Annotated in this window: 13 protein-coding genes; 3 read left to right on the forward strand and 10 right to left on the reverse strand. The window is 57.0% G+C overall.

Going from position 1 to position 15,867, the window contains the following annotated elements:
* Window positions 1–153: 153 nt before the first annotated feature.
* Window positions 154–1,356 (reverse strand): 16S rRNA (adenine(1518)-N(6)/adenine(1519)-N(6))-dimethyltransferase RsmA, encoded by a 1,203-nt coding sequence (gene rsmA, locus NB063_RS15070; protein WP_250929559.1) that lies wholly within the window; start codon window positions 1,354–1,356, stop codon window positions 154–156.
* A complete protein-coding gene (locus tag NB063_RS15075) occupies window positions 1,353–1,979 on the reverse strand; it encodes a riboflavin synthase (protein ID WP_250929560.1) in 627 nt (208 codons plus the stop codon). Before NB063_RS15075 ends, rsmA begins: the two co-directional genes overlap by 4 nt.
* A 223-nt stretch (window positions 1,980–2,202) precedes the next feature.
* On the opposite strand from NB063_RS15075, the gene eno reads away from it, so the two are divergent.
* Window positions 2,203–3,483: a phosphopyruvate hydratase gene (eno, locus tag NB063_RS15080; RefSeq protein ID WP_250929561.1), complete on the forward strand. Its 1,281-nt coding sequence runs from the start codon at window positions 2,203–2,205 to the stop codon at window positions 3,481–3,483.
* A 243-nt stretch (window positions 3,484–3,726) separates the two neighbouring features.
* On the opposite strand, the gene NB063_RS15085 is transcribed toward eno, so the two are convergent.
* A complete protein-coding gene (locus tag NB063_RS15085) occupies window positions 3,727–4,047 on the reverse strand; it encodes a hypothetical protein (protein WP_250929562.1) in 321 nt (106 codons plus the stop codon).
* Between the two features lie 410 nt (window positions 4,048–4,457).
* Here NB063_RS15085 and NB063_RS15090 point away from each other — a divergent pair, with 410 nt between their 5' ends.
* Window positions 4,458–4,964 (forward strand): hypothetical protein, encoded by a 507-nt coding sequence (locus NB063_RS15090; protein ID WP_250929563.1) that lies wholly within the window; start codon window positions 4,458–4,460, stop codon window positions 4,962–4,964.
* Between the two features lie 369 nt (window positions 4,965–5,333).
* On the opposite strand, the gene NB063_RS15095 is transcribed toward NB063_RS15090, so the two are convergent.
* From NB063_RS15095 to NB063_RS15110, 3 genes are read right to left on the reverse strand one after another with little or no spacing between them, the layout of a single operon-like run.
* A complete protein-coding gene (locus NB063_RS15095) occupies window positions 5,334–6,164 on the reverse strand; it encodes a c-type cytochrome (protein WP_250929564.1) in 831 nt (276 codons plus the stop codon).
* 60 nt (window positions 6,165–6,224) lie between these two features.
* Window positions 6,225–10,040, reverse strand: a complete 3,816-nt coding sequence (locus tag NB063_RS15105) for a multidrug efflux RND transporter permease subunit (protein ID WP_322975228.1) — start codon at window positions 10,038–10,040, stop codon at window positions 6,225–6,227.
* Window positions 10,037–11,422, reverse strand: coding sequence for an efflux RND transporter periplasmic adaptor subunit (locus tag NB063_RS15110; RefSeq protein WP_250929565.1), 1,386 nt, complete (start codon window positions 11,420–11,422; stop codon window positions 10,037–10,039). The genes NB063_RS15105 and NB063_RS15110 overlap by 4 nt, the downstream gene beginning before the upstream one ends.
* A gap of 131 nt (window positions 11,423–11,553) precedes the next feature.
* Between NB063_RS15110 and NB063_RS15115 the strand changes: the two genes are divergently transcribed.
* A complete protein-coding gene (locus NB063_RS15115; protein ID WP_250929566.1) occupies window positions 11,554–12,084 on the forward strand; it encodes a MarR family winged helix-turn-helix transcriptional regulator in 531 nt (176 codons plus the stop codon).
* A 43-nt stretch (window positions 12,085–12,127) separates the two neighbouring features.
* Here NB063_RS15115 and NB063_RS15120 read toward each other — a convergent pair whose 3' ends face one another.
* From NB063_RS15120 to NB063_RS15135, 4 genes are read right to left on the reverse strand one after another with little or no spacing between them, the layout of a single operon-like run.
* The gene (locus NB063_RS15120) at window positions 12,128–13,276 is read right to left on the reverse strand and encodes a sodium ion-translocating decarboxylase subunit beta (protein WP_250929567.1); all 1,149 of its coding nucleotides are present in this window, start codon (window positions 13,274–13,276) and stop codon (window positions 12,128–12,130) included.
* Window positions 13,277–13,298: 22 nt separating this feature from the next.
* Entirely contained in the window at window positions 13,299–13,703 is a 405-nt protein-coding gene (locus NB063_RS15125; RefSeq protein ID WP_250929568.1) for an OadG family protein, read from the reverse strand.
* Window positions 13,704–13,711: 8 nt separating this feature from the next.
* Window positions 13,712–14,089: a biotin/lipoyl-containing protein gene (locus NB063_RS15130; protein WP_250929569.1), complete on the reverse strand. Its 378-nt coding sequence runs from the start codon at window positions 14,087–14,089 to the stop codon at window positions 13,712–13,714.
* Window positions 14,090–14,143: 54 nt separating this feature from the next.
* Window positions 14,144–15,697, reverse strand: coding sequence for an acyl-CoA carboxylase subunit beta (locus NB063_RS15135; RefSeq protein ID WP_250929570.1), 1,554 nt, complete (start codon window positions 15,695–15,697; stop codon window positions 14,144–14,146).
* Window positions 15,698–15,867 lie beyond the last annotated feature (170 nt).

The following is a 15,867-nucleotide window of genomic DNA, read 5'->3' on the forward strand; positions in this document are numbered from 1 at the left end:
GGATATCGGTGGATTGTCGACCCGTCGAGACATACGGGGGGTGGTGGACATCGGTTGCCATGAACGCATCAAGCGATGCAACCGGTGTACCAAAAAACGCGAGCATGTTTTCTCGCGTTTAGGAATGAGTACCGTTTGTAATGGCGAAAGGTTCTACTGAGCCGCCTGGAATTCCGCTTGTCGGAGCGTTTCGACGAGAGTTCCGATTTGCTCCAAGTTGAGTTCTTCGGCGCGGGCGTTTTCACCATGGCCGAGTGAAGACAGCACATCGTCGACGGTGGATTTCTCCAGCCGACCTTTGTAGGCGCTGATGACGACACTACGCAGGAATTTCCGGCGGTGGAAGAACAGTGAACGAACGGTTTGGTGAAAGTATTTTAGGTCTGGAATCGCATTACGCCGCTCGTGATCGATGTCCAACCGGATGATCGCGGACTCGACTTTCGGCCGTGGCCAAAAAACGCCCGAGGAGAGCACGCGAACGATTTCAGCGTTGCAAACCGATTGCACCCAAACACTTAAGGCGCCGTAGTCTTTGGAGCCGGGGCCGGCAATCATTCTCTCGGCCAGCTCCTTTTGGATGGTGACGACGATCCGGTCTGGCGGTGGCGTTTCGTGCAACAGGTTGCTAACGATCGGCGTGGCGACGTTGTAGGGCAGGTTCGCGACCAGCATGAAACGACCGCTGTCAGGCAATCTCGCTTTGGCGTCGCGGATGCTTTCCATGATGTCGCTGCGGAGCGAATTCTTGTTTCGCAGCGCGTCACCCTGGATCATTTTGACGTGGGGATAATCGATCAGTTCTTCACGAGCGAGCTGGTAAAGGTTTTGGTCGATCTCGACCGTCAGAATTGCACCCGCCTGTTCGGCCATGATCGCGGTCAAGGATCCGACTCCTGTGCCGATTTCCAGAATGACATCGTTTTTTTGGATGTCGGCCGAACGGGCAATCAGCTCGATCAGGTTGAGGTCGACGAGAAAGTTCTGTCCGTATTTCGAGACCGGACGCAGTCCCGCGGAAGCCAGTCGTTTGGAAAGGTAGCTGACCGTTTGGCGGGATCCCTGCTGGGCACGCTTGGCACGGATATAAGCGGCCTCCGATTGGTCCCCAGCGTTCGAATCAACTTGTGGCTGTTTCTTTTTGGGCGATTTGCTTTTCCATACGTTGCCCTCATCTTTCGCCGGGGGCGGCGATTCCACGTCGGGCCGCCTGAAACGGGCACGGTTTCGATCGAGTTTGATCACCTCTTCCTGAGTACCGCCTTCCGTATCGGGGGCCTCGTTTTGCGAAGTATCGTCCTGCGTGGAGGAATCGTGAGGAGCGTCGTCGTTGGGCGTTTCGTCAGAGGGCTTCATCGGCTCGTTTCGGTTGCGCGGTGTTGCAGCGATCGCTGCACGTATTTTGCGAGGAGGTCGGTTTCGAGATTCACGGTGTCGCCCACGCCTCGTTTGCCGAGAGTGGTTACGGCCAGGGTGTGTGGAATGAGGGCGACGGTGAAGTAGTCATCACCGGCATCGACGACGGTCAGGCTGATGCCGTCGACCGTGATGCTGCCTTTGGGGACGACTTGTACCGCGAACTCCGGTGGTAGAGAAAATTTCAAGTTGGACCACGGTGGATCATCGGTTCGCTCAATCAGCTGCCCCGTCGCGTCGACGTGACCTGTGACATAATGTCCACCGAGCCGGTCCCCGACGGCGAGGGCACGTTCTAAGTTGACCTGCGAGGATCCCGCGATGAGCCGGCCGAGATTGGTGCGGCTGAGCGTTTCCGCACCGGCTTCAAAGGTGAAGTTATCGCCGTCAATGGCCACTACGGTGAGGCAGCAGCCGTTAATCGCGATGCTGTCTCCGATTTGAGTGTCATCGCTGGTGCCGGGGGCGCGGAACATCGGAGCGGCCACGGTGAGGCGTTTGCCCGGTGGATCATCTTCGATCGCGACGACCGTGGCGAGAGTCTCAATCAGTCCGGTAAACATGGATAAGGGAGGTTAAAGGGTTACTGGCGAGGGGGGCGGGTGGCGGGGGGTGAAGCAGGTTCGACAAAGAAGCTTGCCGGGTGTTCAATGCTGCAGTCATTGGACAAACTACGCGGTGAAAACACAACGCCCAGCGTTTGACGTGCGTTCCGGGTGCGTGTGGGGCCCGCTCAAGGCCACGACGATTACCTTTTCCTGTTACCTCCCAACTTCTTTAAAAACCATGACACTGATCGAATCCATCCACGCTCGTCAAATTCTCGATAGCCGCGGCAATCCGACTGTCGAATGCGAAGTCACACTGATCGACGGTGCCGCCGGTCGTGCCGCCGTCCCGAGCGGAGCGAGCACCGGGATCCACGAAGCCTGGGAACTGCGTGACGGCGACAAGTCCGTCTTCATGGGCAAAGGCGTGTCCCAAGCGGTTGAAAACGTGAACGGCAAAATCGCTGAGGCTCTCGAGGGCATGGATGCGACGGATCAAGCCGCTGTTGACCAAGCGATGATCGACCTGGACGGCTCAGCGAACAAGAAAAATCTGGGCGCCAACGCGATCCTCGGCGTTTCTCTGGCTACTGCTCACGCCGCCGCTGCATCGACCAACCAACCTCTCTACCGCTACCTCGGTGGCTGTGGTGCCCGTCTCCTGCCCGCCCCGATGATGAACATCATCAACGGTGGTGAGCACGCCGACAACAACGTTGACGTTCAAGAGTTCATGGTCATGCCACTCGGGTTCGAGCGTTTCAGCGACGCACTGCGTTGTGGAACCGAAATCTTCCACAACCTCAAGAAGGTGCTTTCGGACAAGGGCTACAACACCGCAGTCGGCGACGAAGGCGGATTCGCTCCCGACCTCAAGAGCAACCAAGAAGCTCTCGACGTGATCATGACCGCGATCGAAAAAGCCGGTTACAAGCCAGGTGAACAAGTCTGGATCGCTTTGGACGCGGCATCGACCGAGTTCTACGACAGCAAGACTGAGAAGTACAAAGTTGACGGCAAGCAACTCTCGGGCGACGAAATGGTCGACTTCCTCGCCGATTGGTGTGCCAAGTACCCGATCTGCAGCATCGAAGACGGATGCAGCGAAGACGATTGGGACACCTGGAAGAAGCTCACGCTCAAACTCGGTGACAAGGTTCAACTCGTCGGCGACGATTTATTCGTTACCAACGTCGAGCGTCTGCAACGCGGCATCGACGAAGGGATCGGTAACAGCATCCTGATCAAGGTAAACCAAATCGGTACGCTGACCGAAACGATCGACTCGATCCAGTTGGCTGCTCGCAACGGTTATACCTCGATCGCCAGCCACCGCAGTGGTGAAACCGAAGACAGCACCATCGCCGACTTGGCGGTTGCCCTCTCGACCGGCCAAATCAAGACCGGTTCGGCTAGCCGTAGTGACCGGATGGCGAAGTACAACCAATTGCTCCGCATCGAAGAAATGCTCGGCGATGCAGCCCAGTACGGTGGGCCTTTGTTCGCTGCCAAGCTGTAATTCGCTCGCAGCGATCAAAAGCTTAAGTCTCGCCTGACCGGATGATCGGTCGGGCTGAGCGGCGCGGTTGTTTCCACGACGCGTCTCTTCATGTTCAAGCCTTGCCCGACTTCGATTCTCTTTTCCGAATTGGAATCTCGGCAAGGCAACTGTGACAACCAATTGCCACAACCCGTTGATTGCCCCAGCCCGTTAATTGCCCCAGCCTGCTAATTGCCCCAGCCTGCTAATTGCCGCTGTCCGCTAATTGCCGCAGTCCCTTGACGCGGTATTGCGATCGGCAACCCCGTCTTGTGTCTCCATGGCGAACGGGTTGGTGACTTGTCCATTCGTTCGTCGTTCGCCGTCTTCTTTCTCTTCGCTGCCAAACCAAGACGGTTTGTACTCGGAATCGAAATCGCTGAGGTAGTAGCTGAAGAGATTGTCTTCGTGGTATTGAGCGAGTTTACCGGCTCCGCCATTGGGCAACCCGGCTTCCACACCGCCGAGTGCATAATTGCTCGCATAGTCAATGCCGATAAAACCGGCCACAAAGAGTGCCACAACGGCGAGTGCTAATTTCATGCTGAATGTCTCTGTGAAATCGAGTGGGGGCATTCGAGCCTTACTGCGCACCGCCTGCATTAAGACTCGGCTGAGGGGCAAAAGCACACCCATTCTAATGACGTCATCGACCGGCAGTATCGAATACAACGATTGGTGAGTCCGTCAATTGACAACGCGACCACGCGACTTTGCAGTGACGACTGCGGGTGATCGCACACGTGAGCGTTTGATCCGGCTGGCAATTCGGTACGATGGTTCGCATCGCTTCGAACGCATTTCTCGTCAAGCCTCCCTCGTCAACGCATCCCTCGTCAACGCATCCCTCGTCAACGCATCAGAATCAAATGGATTCTATGGATCGATCCTCACGAATTGCAGCCTTCTTGCAATTCCTTCACGACGCGAGTCGCCATCTGAAACAAAATCGCGTGTCTTTGGACGCTCCGCAGGTGCAGTTAATCCGTGGTGCGGTCGAGGAGCATTCTGTTGATGACCAAGGCAAGCCTGCGATGTATCAACGGTTTGAGAGTGCTCTGTATGATGATGCGCAATCGATGGTCACGCTTTGGAGCTTCTTTGATCGCTATGAACCATCCGAGCTGCGAGATTTTCAGCAACTGATCTCGCTTGAAATTGCGGGACTGACGGGTGACCGGCATCCACGGAAAGTCTTTGATCGCTCGCCGTTCGGGATCATCGTTCTCGTCGTGGGAACTGTCACAATCTGGATGACGTTTCTTAGAACCTACACGGGCGACGATCTCAGTGACCTCTTGGAATTGATTCGATTCAACTGGATCGCAGGCAGCCTCTGGATCGTCGGCCTGTTTGTGGTGATCTGGTACATTCTCAAAACGCATCGCAACAATGTTCAGGTTGCATTGCTCTCGTCGATAGACCGCGCCTTGAACGTCTATTTGCGAGATTCGGTTTAGCGTTGTGATTCAATGAGCATTCCGGTAGTTGGCACCACCGGCATTGGTTGTGTCGGCCGTTGGGGCATCGATTTGATTACTGCGGGATTTCAAAAGTAGCGGAACGGCGCGAGCCGTCCGGTAACGCGGGACCGGACGGCTCGCGGGCTGTTGATTTAGTGAGCCGTCGGCGCTAGCCGCGGGCCTTACGGCTACGATGCGCGCATTGGACGCTCGCAGCTAGCGCTGTCGGCTCACTCATGTTTGCGAAACGACTAACTCAACAGTCCGCTTGCGCCGTACCGCTAAAAAGAGCACTCAAATAATGATGTCCTTCGGGCCTGATGAAGGAAGCGGTGTTTGCACGCTGAGTGTGAACCGCGTCGCGTGCTACTCCTTCGCCTCGCCATTGAAAACGCCCGCTTGGTTGTCGGTGGGCAGGTGTTCTTGGAGGTTGAATTTTGGGCGGTCGTGGCTGTTGATGTAGGCGGCGATGTCGAGGGCTTCTTGCGGGGATAGCGATGCGTTGTCGAGAGGCATCGCGACTTTGAGCCAGGACGCGAGTTTTGGCACGCGGATTAATCCCGCGCCGTCGTTGTAGGATTTGTCGCCCCAAACCGGTGGTCCATCGTCGCTGCCTAAGCCGTCGTCGCCATGGCACGATGCGCAGTAGTCTTCATAGAGCGGTTTGCCTCGGTCGATGTCGCCGACGGAATCTTTGAGAGGCCGCACGTGATTGGGGCCGAGCGGTTTGTCGGGGTTCATACGGATCGGCTGGTCCGTCGACAACCACGTGATGTAGGCGGTGATTGCGATCGCGACTTCACTGCCGACGGGAGGACGGATTCCGTTCTCGCTTCGCATGAAGCAATTGAGTGCTCTGTCCTGGAGCGTGATTACACGTTGCTCGCGTGGGGACCACGCGGGGTACGCCGCTGCGACACCAAGGAAGCTGGCTGCCTCGGGGTGCGTTCCTGCGTCCAGGTGACACGACGTGCAATTTAGCGAATTGCCGACATACGCCTTGGAAAGTGGATGATCTTTGGTGTTCTCGACGATTTCTCGGCCGAGTTCGATGACACGGCCCAACTCGCCGAGGGGCAGTTGTCGCGAAACGTGCTCGGATTCGGAGGTGGATAAGTCGTCACCAATCGCCTGCGCCGAAACGCAGGTGTTCAATAGGATGACGAGCGTTAGTGAAACGAAACTTCGAGTGGACATATGAATGCACTTCCTAAGTCGGATGACGTCAAGTAGAAGCGGTCCCACCGTTATCGATGCTTAGACGCGTTCAGCGACGAAGAACCATGCGTGAGGGCCATCGTCGCTATAGTTCGCTTGCGTGTCTTCTCGGACGATGAATCGAGTTCGCGTCATCGATTCGAACTTCCAGTTGTCGGCGAACAATTCGCGGATCGCAGTTTCGCTGAGTCTCCGTGGTCCCTTGCTGCCGGGTTCCAGTTCGCTGAAACACAGCACAAAGAGTTTGGAGCCGGGGTGGGTAACCGCGGCGAGTCCAGCTACGTATTGTTGCAGATCATCGTTCGAGAAACTGTGTAGAAGTCCGCTGTCGAGAACGTTGTCAAACTTCTCGTTGAGCTGTGAAAGTTTGAGAGCGTCGTGTTGCTTGAACGTGACATCGCACCCTCGTTCACTGTTTTTACGTTGCGCCGTTTCGATGGGGCCGGCGAGGAAGTCCACGCCCGTGACGGTATGGCCGCGTTCAGCAAAAAACAACGCATTTTCCCCCGTGCCACATCCGACATCGAGAATCGATCCGTGGAGGTGATCGGCGATGTTGACGAACTCCGGTTGCGGTCTGCCGATGTCCCACGCCGGCAGATCGTCGTACTTCTGTTGAAACTCAGACGCATCAATGGTGCATCCTTTGGTGTCGACGGTCGCTGCCGGTGAGCTTGTTTCCAACTGCGACGATGACAGCGCAACGCCAGCGTCGGTTGCCAAAGCTGGTTGTTGGGCGAAACGGCGAAGGACGACGTAAAAGACGGGAGTTAAAAAGAGTCCAAACAGAGTCACACCCAACATTCCGCTGAACACGGCGGTGCCGAGGACGCGGCGCATTTCGAAACCGGCACCGGTTGCGACCAACAACGGGATCACACCGAGGATGAACGAGAATGCCGTCATGAGGATCGGACGCAGTCGCATCCGGCAAGCGTCGATCGCGGCCTGAAAGCGGTCCTTGCCCTTGTCTTCTTCGGCTTTGGCAAATTCAACGATCAAGATCGCGTTCTTACACGCAAGCCCGATAAGGACGATGAATCCGATTTGCGTGAGGATGTTGTTGTCCATCCCTCGGAACCAGACACCAACCAATGCGAAGAGCAAACACAACGGTACGATCAAGATGATCGCAAGCGGCAACAGCCAGCTTTCGTATTGGGCGGCAAGCGCGAGGAACACGAACAAAACCGCCAGCGGGAAGAGGTACACGATCGTGTTACCGGCTTGACGCTCTTGATAAGCGATCTCGGTCCATTCGTATCCGAACCCAGGCGGTAGGTTGGTGGCAGCGAGTTCTTCCATCTTTGACAGCGATTGTCCGGTACTAAACCCGGGAGAGGTCGATCCGTTGATGTCGGCGGACGGATAGAGGTTGAATCGAACTAATCGGTCCGGTCCCGCGATTCGTTTGAGCGTCACGACGGAACCGAGTGACACGCTCGCTCCGCGCGCGCTGCGCGTGCGCAGCCGGAGGATGTCGCTTGCGTCATCGCGGAACTCGGGCTCGGCTTGTGCGGTGACCCGGTAGGTTCGTCCGAGCAGGTTGAAATCGTTGACGTAGGTCGATCCTAGGTAGACCTGCAAGGCTTCGAAAACGTTGCTGACCGGGATATCAAGCATCTGGGCTTTGGTTCGGTCGACGTCCGCGTAGATCTGCGGCACGCTCATCCGCGAGTTCGTGAACGCTTGAACGATGCCCGGTTCCTGGTTGGCTTGCGCGACCATGTCTTCGGTGACTTGGTTGAGCACATCGAGGCCGGCGCCGCTGCGGTCTTGCACGTACATCTTGAACCCGCCGCCTCGGCCAATACCGCGGACCGGAGGTGGTGGGATGATGAAGATTTGAGCTTCGTTGATGGCGGCAACGTTTTGACGCATTTCGGCGACGATGGCTTCCACGCTGCGACCACGAGTGGCGCGTTCTTTGGCGTCGTCGAGAGGCAGGAACGTGACGGCCGCGTTCGGGCTGATCGTGAATGTCGAGCCTGACAAGCCGACGATCCCGACCGCGTGGGCAACGCCGTCGATTTCGCTACCGATCTGCGCAACCTGTTTGGTGACCTTGTCGGTACGTGCCAACGATGCGCCGTCGGGGAGGCGGATGCTGACGATCACGTAGCCTTGGTCCTGTTCAGGTATGAAGCCGGTCGGCACCAAAGAAAAACTGAAACCGGTGGCAACAAGCAATCCGCCATAAAGCAGCAGAACGATTGCCGACGCACGCACTAAACGCGCGACGATGCCCGCATAGAAATTGCTGGTGCGGTCGAACGTGCGGTTGAACAAACGGAAGAACCAGCCGAACAGGAAGTCGATCAGCTTTCCAAAGCGACCTTTTTCGGTGTCTGGTGCTTGGAGTAACAGAGCACACAGTGCCGGTGTCAGCGTGAGCGACACGAAGGTCGAAATCGCCGTTGAAATCGAAATCGTCAACGCAAACTGTTGATAGAACTGGCCGCTGATGCTGGGGATAAAGACAGTCGGCACGAACACGGCGATCAAAACCAGTGTGGTGGCGATCAGAGCCGAGCCGACTTCGTCCATCGCCTTGTGCGACGCTTCGCGTGGCGAGAGTCCTTCGTTGATCAAGCGTTCCACGTTTTCAACCACAACGATGGCGTCATCGACAACGATCCCGATCGCCAGCACGAGGCCGAACAAGGACAGCGTGTTGAGTGTCACGCCGATCATCTGCATGACCGCGAAGGTGCCGATCAACGAGATCGGGATGGCGACAACGGGGATGATCGTGGGACGCCAGTGGTGCAGGAACAGGAACACCGTCAAGACCACGAACAAGGTCGTAACCAACAGCGTGAAGAACACCTCGCTGATGGATTCCTCGACAAAATCGGTCGGGTTGTAAGCGATCTCGTAGTCGACGCCCTCCGGAAAATCCGGTCGCATCTCTGACATCGTTTTTTTGACTTCGGCGGCCGTATCGACGGCGTTGGTGCCGGGACGTTGATAGATCAGCACCGCGATCGCCGGTTTGCCATCGAGGTAACTCAGTCGTGAGTAGTCCTGGGCACCGAGTTCCACCCGTGCGACGTCAGCGAGACGAGTCAGACGTCCGTCTTGCCCACGTTTGACAATGATCTGGCCGAACTCTTCGGTGTCGGCCAATCGTCCTTGGGTCGTCACGTTAAGTTGAAAATCGCCGGTTTGGTCGGTCGGAGGTTGCCCGATCACACCCGCGGCGACTTGCACGTTTTGTCTGCGGATCGCTTCGACGACGTCGCCTGCGGTCAGGTCAACGTGGGTCATCTTTTCGATGTCCAACCAAATCCGCATCGCGTACTCGTTACCACCGGCGATGCGGATGTCGCCGACTCCGTCGAGACGCATTAGGGCATCACGAACACGCAAGAACGCGAAGTTACTGATGTAAAGGCCGTCGCGACTTTCATCGGGCGATTTCAAGTGCACGACCATCAGCATGTCAGGAATCTGCTTGGTCGTCGTGACGCCGATCTGACGCACCGCTTCGGGCAGACGTGATTCCGCAACCGCGACACGGTTTTGCACCAAAACCTGTGCGTCGTCGAGGTCGGTTCCCAGTTTAAAGGTCACCGTCAACTGCATCGTTCCGTCGGCGCTGGATGACGATTCCATGTAGAGCATGTCATCGACGCCATTCATTTCCTGCTCGATCGGCGTAGCGACGGTATCGGCAATCACCTGCGGGGTCGCCCCGGGATAACTGGCCCGCACCAAAATCGTAGGCGGTGCGACGTTGGGATACTGCGACACCGGCAGGTTGAAGTAGGTGATCCCGCCGACCAGCACAATCAGAAACGACAGCACCGATGCGAAGATCGGTCGTTCAATAAAGAAGTGTGGGAATTTCATGAAAAGTCTCCCGTCGCAGGCACGTGAAGCGCGGTTCCCGACTGCGCGTCAGGATCAGGAGTCAACCATTCTTCTTTGGGGATGGTTTGGTAATCATCGGGAAGGCCGTCTTCGACGACTTCGACCGTACCTTCGACGGTTTCCACTTTCATATCAGGTCGTGCTTGCAAGAGCCCTTCGATGACGAGCGTTTCGTCACCGCTGAGCCCGCTGCGAACGACGCGTAATCCGTCCACGACCGGGCCAACGGTCACGGCGCGGCGCTGGACGATGGAGTCGTCAACGATATAAACGTATTGGGAGGCCTGGTCGGTTCCGATCGCCGAGTCGGGAATCAGAACCGCTTCGTATGCCGCGCTGCCGGGGATGCGAATGCGGGCGAACATGCCGGGGAGCAAGACTTGGTCTTCGTTGTCGAGAACACACCGTGCCCGCATGCTCGCGGTGTCAACGTCGAAACGGTTGTCGACGAAATCCATGTGTCCTCGGTGAGGAAAACCGGTTTCGTCGACAAGTCCTAAGAACACGGGGTTCTTGGCCACACGAGAGCTTTGCCGTTCGCCGGACATTGCCAATCGAATGTACTTCAGAACCTCCTGTTCATTCGCATCAAACGTGCAATAGATTGGATCGACCGACGTGATCGTGGTTAAAAGCGTTGAGGAAGTGGTGCCGCCGTTGATCAGGTTGCCCTCGGTGACGTATTCACGGCTGATCCGACCCGTCACAGGTGCGGTGATCCGTGAATAGTCGAGATTCAACGTCGATGTCTCGATGCCAGCTTGAGCTGCCTGGATCGCCGCTTTTGCCGTTTCGATCATCGCTTGGGCCGATTGAATGCCCGCTCGAGCTGCTTCGGTATTGGCTTTGGCTTGCAGATATTCGGCTTCGCGTTGGTCGAGTTCTTCGTCGCTGGTCGCGTTACGCTGCATCAACGTACGGGTTCGCTTGAGTCGTGCGTCGGCGAGTTGCACCTCCGCATCGGCTTGCAACTGTCGAGCCTTGGCCTCGCCCATCCCGGCGTTGGCCTGTTGCAGTTGCGATTGGGCTTGTGCCATCGCGGCTTTGGCCGCATCGAGGTCTGCCTCGAAAGGACGCGGGTCGATGACGAACAACAGGTCGCCTTCGTTGACAATTTGTCCTTCGTCGAAGTGGATCGATTGCAGGTAGCCACTCACGCGGGCTCGGATCTCGACGAATTCGATCGGTTCGAGGCGGCCGGTATACGCGTCCCATTCGACAATCTTTTTCTTGACCGGTTGGGCGACGGTCACCGTAACGGGCGGTCGCCCAGGAGGAGCCTGCTGGGCACCGCTGCAACCGATGAGAGAAAGCGTGACGAGACTCAGCGAGGTCACCAAAAGGAGTCGGGAAGTATTCAATGTTGATACTGGATTTGGAGTTTGAACTAGACCGTAGAATCTCTCTGCTGTTTCGAATCCGGTCCGCAAGACTGCGACCAGACACCGCCCCTATCCTGCCAGGCGCTGCATTTTGAGCGGGAAAATGTTTTATGGATAAGATACTTGTCGGTCAAGCTCTGAGCGGTAATATAGATGGGATGAACCTTCAGCAGGAACTCAAACGACCGGTCCCTTTTCACTCGCTACAGCAGGAAACGCTCCTTAATCTGATGCGTGTGGGGGATCAGATCGACAATAGGGTGTCACGCTTGTGCCGCGAGAACGGCTTAACTGTGTCCCGATTTAATGTCCTGCGGAACCTCGCCCTAGCCGATCGACCGCTGACCTGCGGCGAGATCGGCGAGCGGATGATTCAGGTTGTCCCAGCGATCACATCCCTAGTGGATCAGCTGGAGAAACACGGTTTGGTCGTCCGGAAGCGGTGTCAGCAGGACCGCCGCGTCGTCTATATCGCGATCACAGAAGAAGGACGCGCACTGAGCGAGGCGATGATGCCCTCATTGAAACAGCTGGAAACTCAGCTGTTGAGCTGGCTGACCGAGGACGAATTGAAGACGCTGATCGGTCTGCTTGAAAAGACGCGAGGCTCAATTGCGGCCGCAGATCAAGTTTCAGCTTGATTCGCGGCGGGACGTGATGTCGTCGTACTTGAAAGCGGTGTTCTTAGTTGGCCAATTGTGACCACAGCACACCGGCGGCGATCGCCGATCCGATCACGCCTGCGACGTTGGGGGCCATCGCGTGCATGAGCAGGAAGTTTTGCGGATCAGCTTGTTGGCCAACGACTTGAACCACGCGAGCCGAGTCCGGTACCGCCGAAACGCCCGCGGCGCCGATCAACGGATTGATTTTTTCGGTCAGGAACAAGTTCATGAACTTGGCAAACAGCACGCCGGCGGCGGTCGCGACGGAGAACGCCAACGCTCCCAAGCAAAAAATCAAGATCGAAGACGGCGTTAAAAAGTGGGAGGCGCTGGTACTCGCGCCGACGCAGAACCCGAGCAGGATGGTAACGACGTCGATCATCGCCGACCGTGCGGTGGCGGCGAGGCGATCGGTAACTGTGCACTCTTTGAGTAGGTTGCCGAAGAACAGCATGCCGATCAGCACGATCGCACCAGGAGCGAGCATCGTGCAGACGAGAAACGCGATAACGGGAAAGATGATCCGTTCGCGTGTGGAGACTTGACGCGAAGGCTTCATGCGGATCGTGCGTTCGGCTTTTGTCGTCAACAGTTTCATGATCGGCGGTTGAATCACCGGCACGAGTGCCATGTACGAGTAGGCCGCGATCGCGATCGCACCGAGCAGATCGGGAGCGAGTTTTGACGAGAGGAAGATCGCTGTCGGGCCGTCAGCACCACCGATGATGCCGATCGCACCGGCTTCGTTGGGCGAGAAACCAAGCACCAACGCGCCGAGAAATGTCAGGAACACACCGACTTGGGCTGCGCCTCCGAGCAGGATCAGTTTGGGGTTGGATAGCATCGTCGAGAAGTCAGTCATCGCCCCGATGCCGAGGAAGATCAGGGGCGGGTAGACCCCTTTTTCGACTCCGAAGTACAGGTACTGCATCACGCTGCCATCGTCATACACGCTCAGCGGCATGCCGGGGACGGCGGGGATGTTGCCGACGACGATGCCGAATCCGATCGGCACGAGCAGCAGTGGTTCGTAATCTTTCGCGATTGCCAGGAAGACGAAAATCAACCCCACCACGATCATGATCACGTTGCCCAACTCAAGGCTGCCGAAAGCAGTCGTGTCGAGTAGTTGGGCAGCTTTGGAAAGTAATATATCGGTTGTGTTCATCAATTTTTCTCGTCGCAGCCGGTTATCGGTTGCGTGTTTGCAATCGGTGGGAAGCGTGATGCCGGATGCGGCCTTCGAGCGTCCACGCGAGTTCCGAAGTGGTCAGGTGGCGGGTACGAACGATTCGCACCGGGCCGGATTCCGTCTCCGCCACAGCCGCGGCAATGACTGCCAGGATGTGCGCCGGTATCGTCCCATCGTCGCTCACCGCGGGAGCCGGTTGGGATTGCTTCTTAGGTTTGGCACCGTGATGGTTTGACTCGGGGAAAACCAGTTCGAGCCTACGCATTGCGAATGGGAAACTGCTGATGATCAGGATCAGCACGGTTAACGCCATGAACACGACGACCATCCCCATGATCGCCAATGGAAACCCGGTTTCTAAAAACAAGGGTGCGAATCGGGAGGTGGAGGCTTCAGCAATCATCACCATGCTCATTCGAGTTCTACTAGCAATTGGCCTTCGGTAACGGATTCACCCGCTTTGACGTGTACTTTGGCGACTTTGGCTGGCGCCGGCGCGATGATTTGGTTTTCCATCTTCATCGCTTCGAGGACGAGCAGCAGTTGTTCCTGGCTGACCTCTTCGCCATCGGCGACATCGACGGACAAGACGACCCCGGCCATCGGGCTGGTGATCGAACCGGCTTTGATTGGCGGACGTGGGCTGTCGGCACGCTTGACTGGTGTGGCCGCTTGGGCGGGCGCCGGAGCGGCCAAGGGTGCCGTGGGGGGAGAACCGCTAGGCTCATCCATCCGTTCGACGGTCACTTCGTAAGCCTTGCCCTCGACGGTGATCTTCAGCTTTTTCATACTTCTTGCTCTCAACCTTTAACGGTTTAAACGTGGTGGGTCATGTGTCGCCGATTACAGCGGGATCAAACCGTGTTTCTTGGGCGGTCGTGTTTCGCTTTTCATCAGTGTGCTGCGTAGTGATAGCGAAACGTTTGCACGAGTCGTTGATGGTTCGATCACGTCCGTGATCATACCACGCGAGGCAGCCATGTACGGTGATGCGAACTGGTCGTGATACTCCTTCACCAACTCGGCGCGTTTGGCCGACTTGTCTTCGGCGGCTTCGATTTCGCGGCGATACAACACGTTGGCTGCACCATCGGCACCCATCACGGCGATCTCAGCGGTTGGCCATGCGAACACGACATCGGCACCCATGTCACGACTGCACATGGCGAGATAAGAACCACCGTATGCTTTGCGAACGATCACGGTGATTTTGGGGACCGTCGCGGCGCAGTACGCGAACAACATTTTGGCGCCGTGTCGGATGATGCCGCCTTGTTCCTGTTGCACGCCGGGTAAGAATCCAGGGACGTCGACGAAAGTTAACAGCGGGATGTTGAACGCGTTGCAGAATCGGATGAACCTGGCGCCCTTGTCGGACGCGTCGATGTCGAGCGTGCCGGCTTTCACCTTCGGTTGGTTGGCGATCACGCCCACGACGATCCCGTCGACGCGTGCGAAGCCTACGAGGAGGTTCTTGGCGAATTGCTGATGGACTTCGAGAAATCGTCCCTCGTCAACGATCCGCTGGATGATCGGCATCATGTCCATCGTCCCTTTCGCGTCCGCGGGCACGAGGGTGTCCATGACGGGATCGGGTTCGAGGTTGATGTTCTCGGCGGGACGATGGGGTGGGTTGTCGAGGTTGTTTGCAGGGAGGTACGACAATAATTCGTGGACCAGCTCGATGGCATGGCTATCGTTTTCGGCGATGAAGTGAACGTTGCCGCTGATACCGGCGTTGGCAGCGGCGCTACCGATCTCTTCCATCGTGGTGTCGACACCCGTGGCCGCCTTAATCACTTGAGGCCCGCAGATGAACATGCTCGCGTTGTCGCGAGTCATGATGAGAAAATCCATTAACGCCGGTGAATAGGCGGCACCTCCGGCGCAACTGCCGGCGATCACCGCGATCTGTGGGACGAGTCCGGAGAGGGCGACGTTGCGATAGAACACTTGCCCGTATCCCGAGAGTGCATCGACACCTTCTTGGATCCGTGCACCGCCGGAGTCGTTGATCGCGACGAAGGGGAGTCCGCAATTCATCGCGTAATCCATCACGTCACAGATTTTTTTGGCGTGTCGTTGCCCCAGTGCTCCGCCGCCGATCGTGAAATCTTGGGAGAAACCGGCCACGGCCCTGCCATTGATTTGCCCCACACCGGTGACCACGCCGTCGCCGGGGAGCGTTTTCTTTTCCATGCCGAAGTCGTGGCAAGCGTGCTCGACGTGCATGCCCCATTCCTGGAAGGTGCCCTCTTCGAACAGCAATTCGAAACGTTCTCGAGCGGTCAGCGATCCTTTGGCGTGGACCTTCTTAATCCGCTCTTCGCCTCCGCCGAGCAGCCGTGCGACACGGCGTTTTTGTAAGTCATCCAGAAGTGATTTTTCGATGGTCATCTTGCTGTGCGATTGCGTCCAAACGAGTCAGGGTCCGTCGCGAAACATGCACGCTAAGTGAGTCAATGTGCCGCAAAGCACATGTTTGCGTGGCGGAGACTCACGATCGGCGTGATGTCTCTGCAACGTAACAATCGGCCGATTTCGTGTCATCACTAACCGTGACGCAC

The sequence above is a fragment of the Aporhodopirellula aestuarii genome (assembly GCF_023701485.1).
GTDB classification, from domain to species: Bacteria; Planctomycetota; Planctomycetia; order Pirellulales; family Pirellulaceae; genus Rhodopirellula; species Rhodopirellula aestuarii.

Excerpts from the sequence above, each read along its gene's own strand:
- rsmA (WP_250929559.1), bottom strand. The coding sequence starts at position 1,356 with ATGAAGCCCTCTGACGAAACGCCCAACGACGACGCTCCTCACGATTCC.
- NB063_RS15075 (WP_250929560.1), bottom strand. The coding sequence starts at position 1,979 with ATGTTTACCGGACTGATTGAGACTCTCGCCACGGTCGTCGCGATCGAA.
- eno (WP_250929561.1), top strand. The coding sequence starts at position 2,203 with ATGACACTGATCGAATCCATCCACGCTCGTCAAATTCTCGATAGCCGC.
- NB063_RS15085 (WP_250929562.1), bottom strand. The coding sequence starts at position 4,047 with ATGAAATTAGCACTCGCCGTTGTGGCACTCTTTGTGGCCGGTTTTATC.
- NB063_RS15095 (WP_250929564.1), bottom strand. The coding sequence starts at position 6,164 with ATGTCCACTCGAAGTTTCGTTTCACTAACGCTCGTCATCCTATTGAAC.
- NB063_RS15105 (WP_322975228.1), bottom strand. The coding sequence starts at position 10,040 with ATGAAATTCCCACACTTCTTTATTGAACGACCGATCTTCGCATCGGTG.
- NB063_RS15115 (WP_250929566.1), top strand. The coding sequence starts at position 11,554 with ATGGATAAGATACTTGTCGGTCAAGCTCTGAGCGGTAATATAGATGGG.
- NB063_RS15120 (WP_250929567.1), bottom strand. The coding sequence starts at position 13,276 with ATGAACACAACCGATATATTACTTTCCAAAGCTGCCCAACTACTCGAC.
- NB063_RS15125 (WP_250929568.1), bottom strand. The coding sequence starts at position 13,703 with ATGATTGCTGAAGCCTCCACCTCCCGATTCGCACCCTTGTTTTTAGAA.
- NB063_RS15130 (WP_250929569.1), bottom strand. The coding sequence starts at position 14,089 with ATGAAAAAGCTGAAGATCACCGTCGAGGGCAAGGCTTACGAAGTGACC.
- NB063_RS15135 (WP_250929570.1), bottom strand. The coding sequence starts at position 15,697 with ATGACCATCGAAAAATCACTTCTGGATGACTTACAAAAACGCCGTGTC.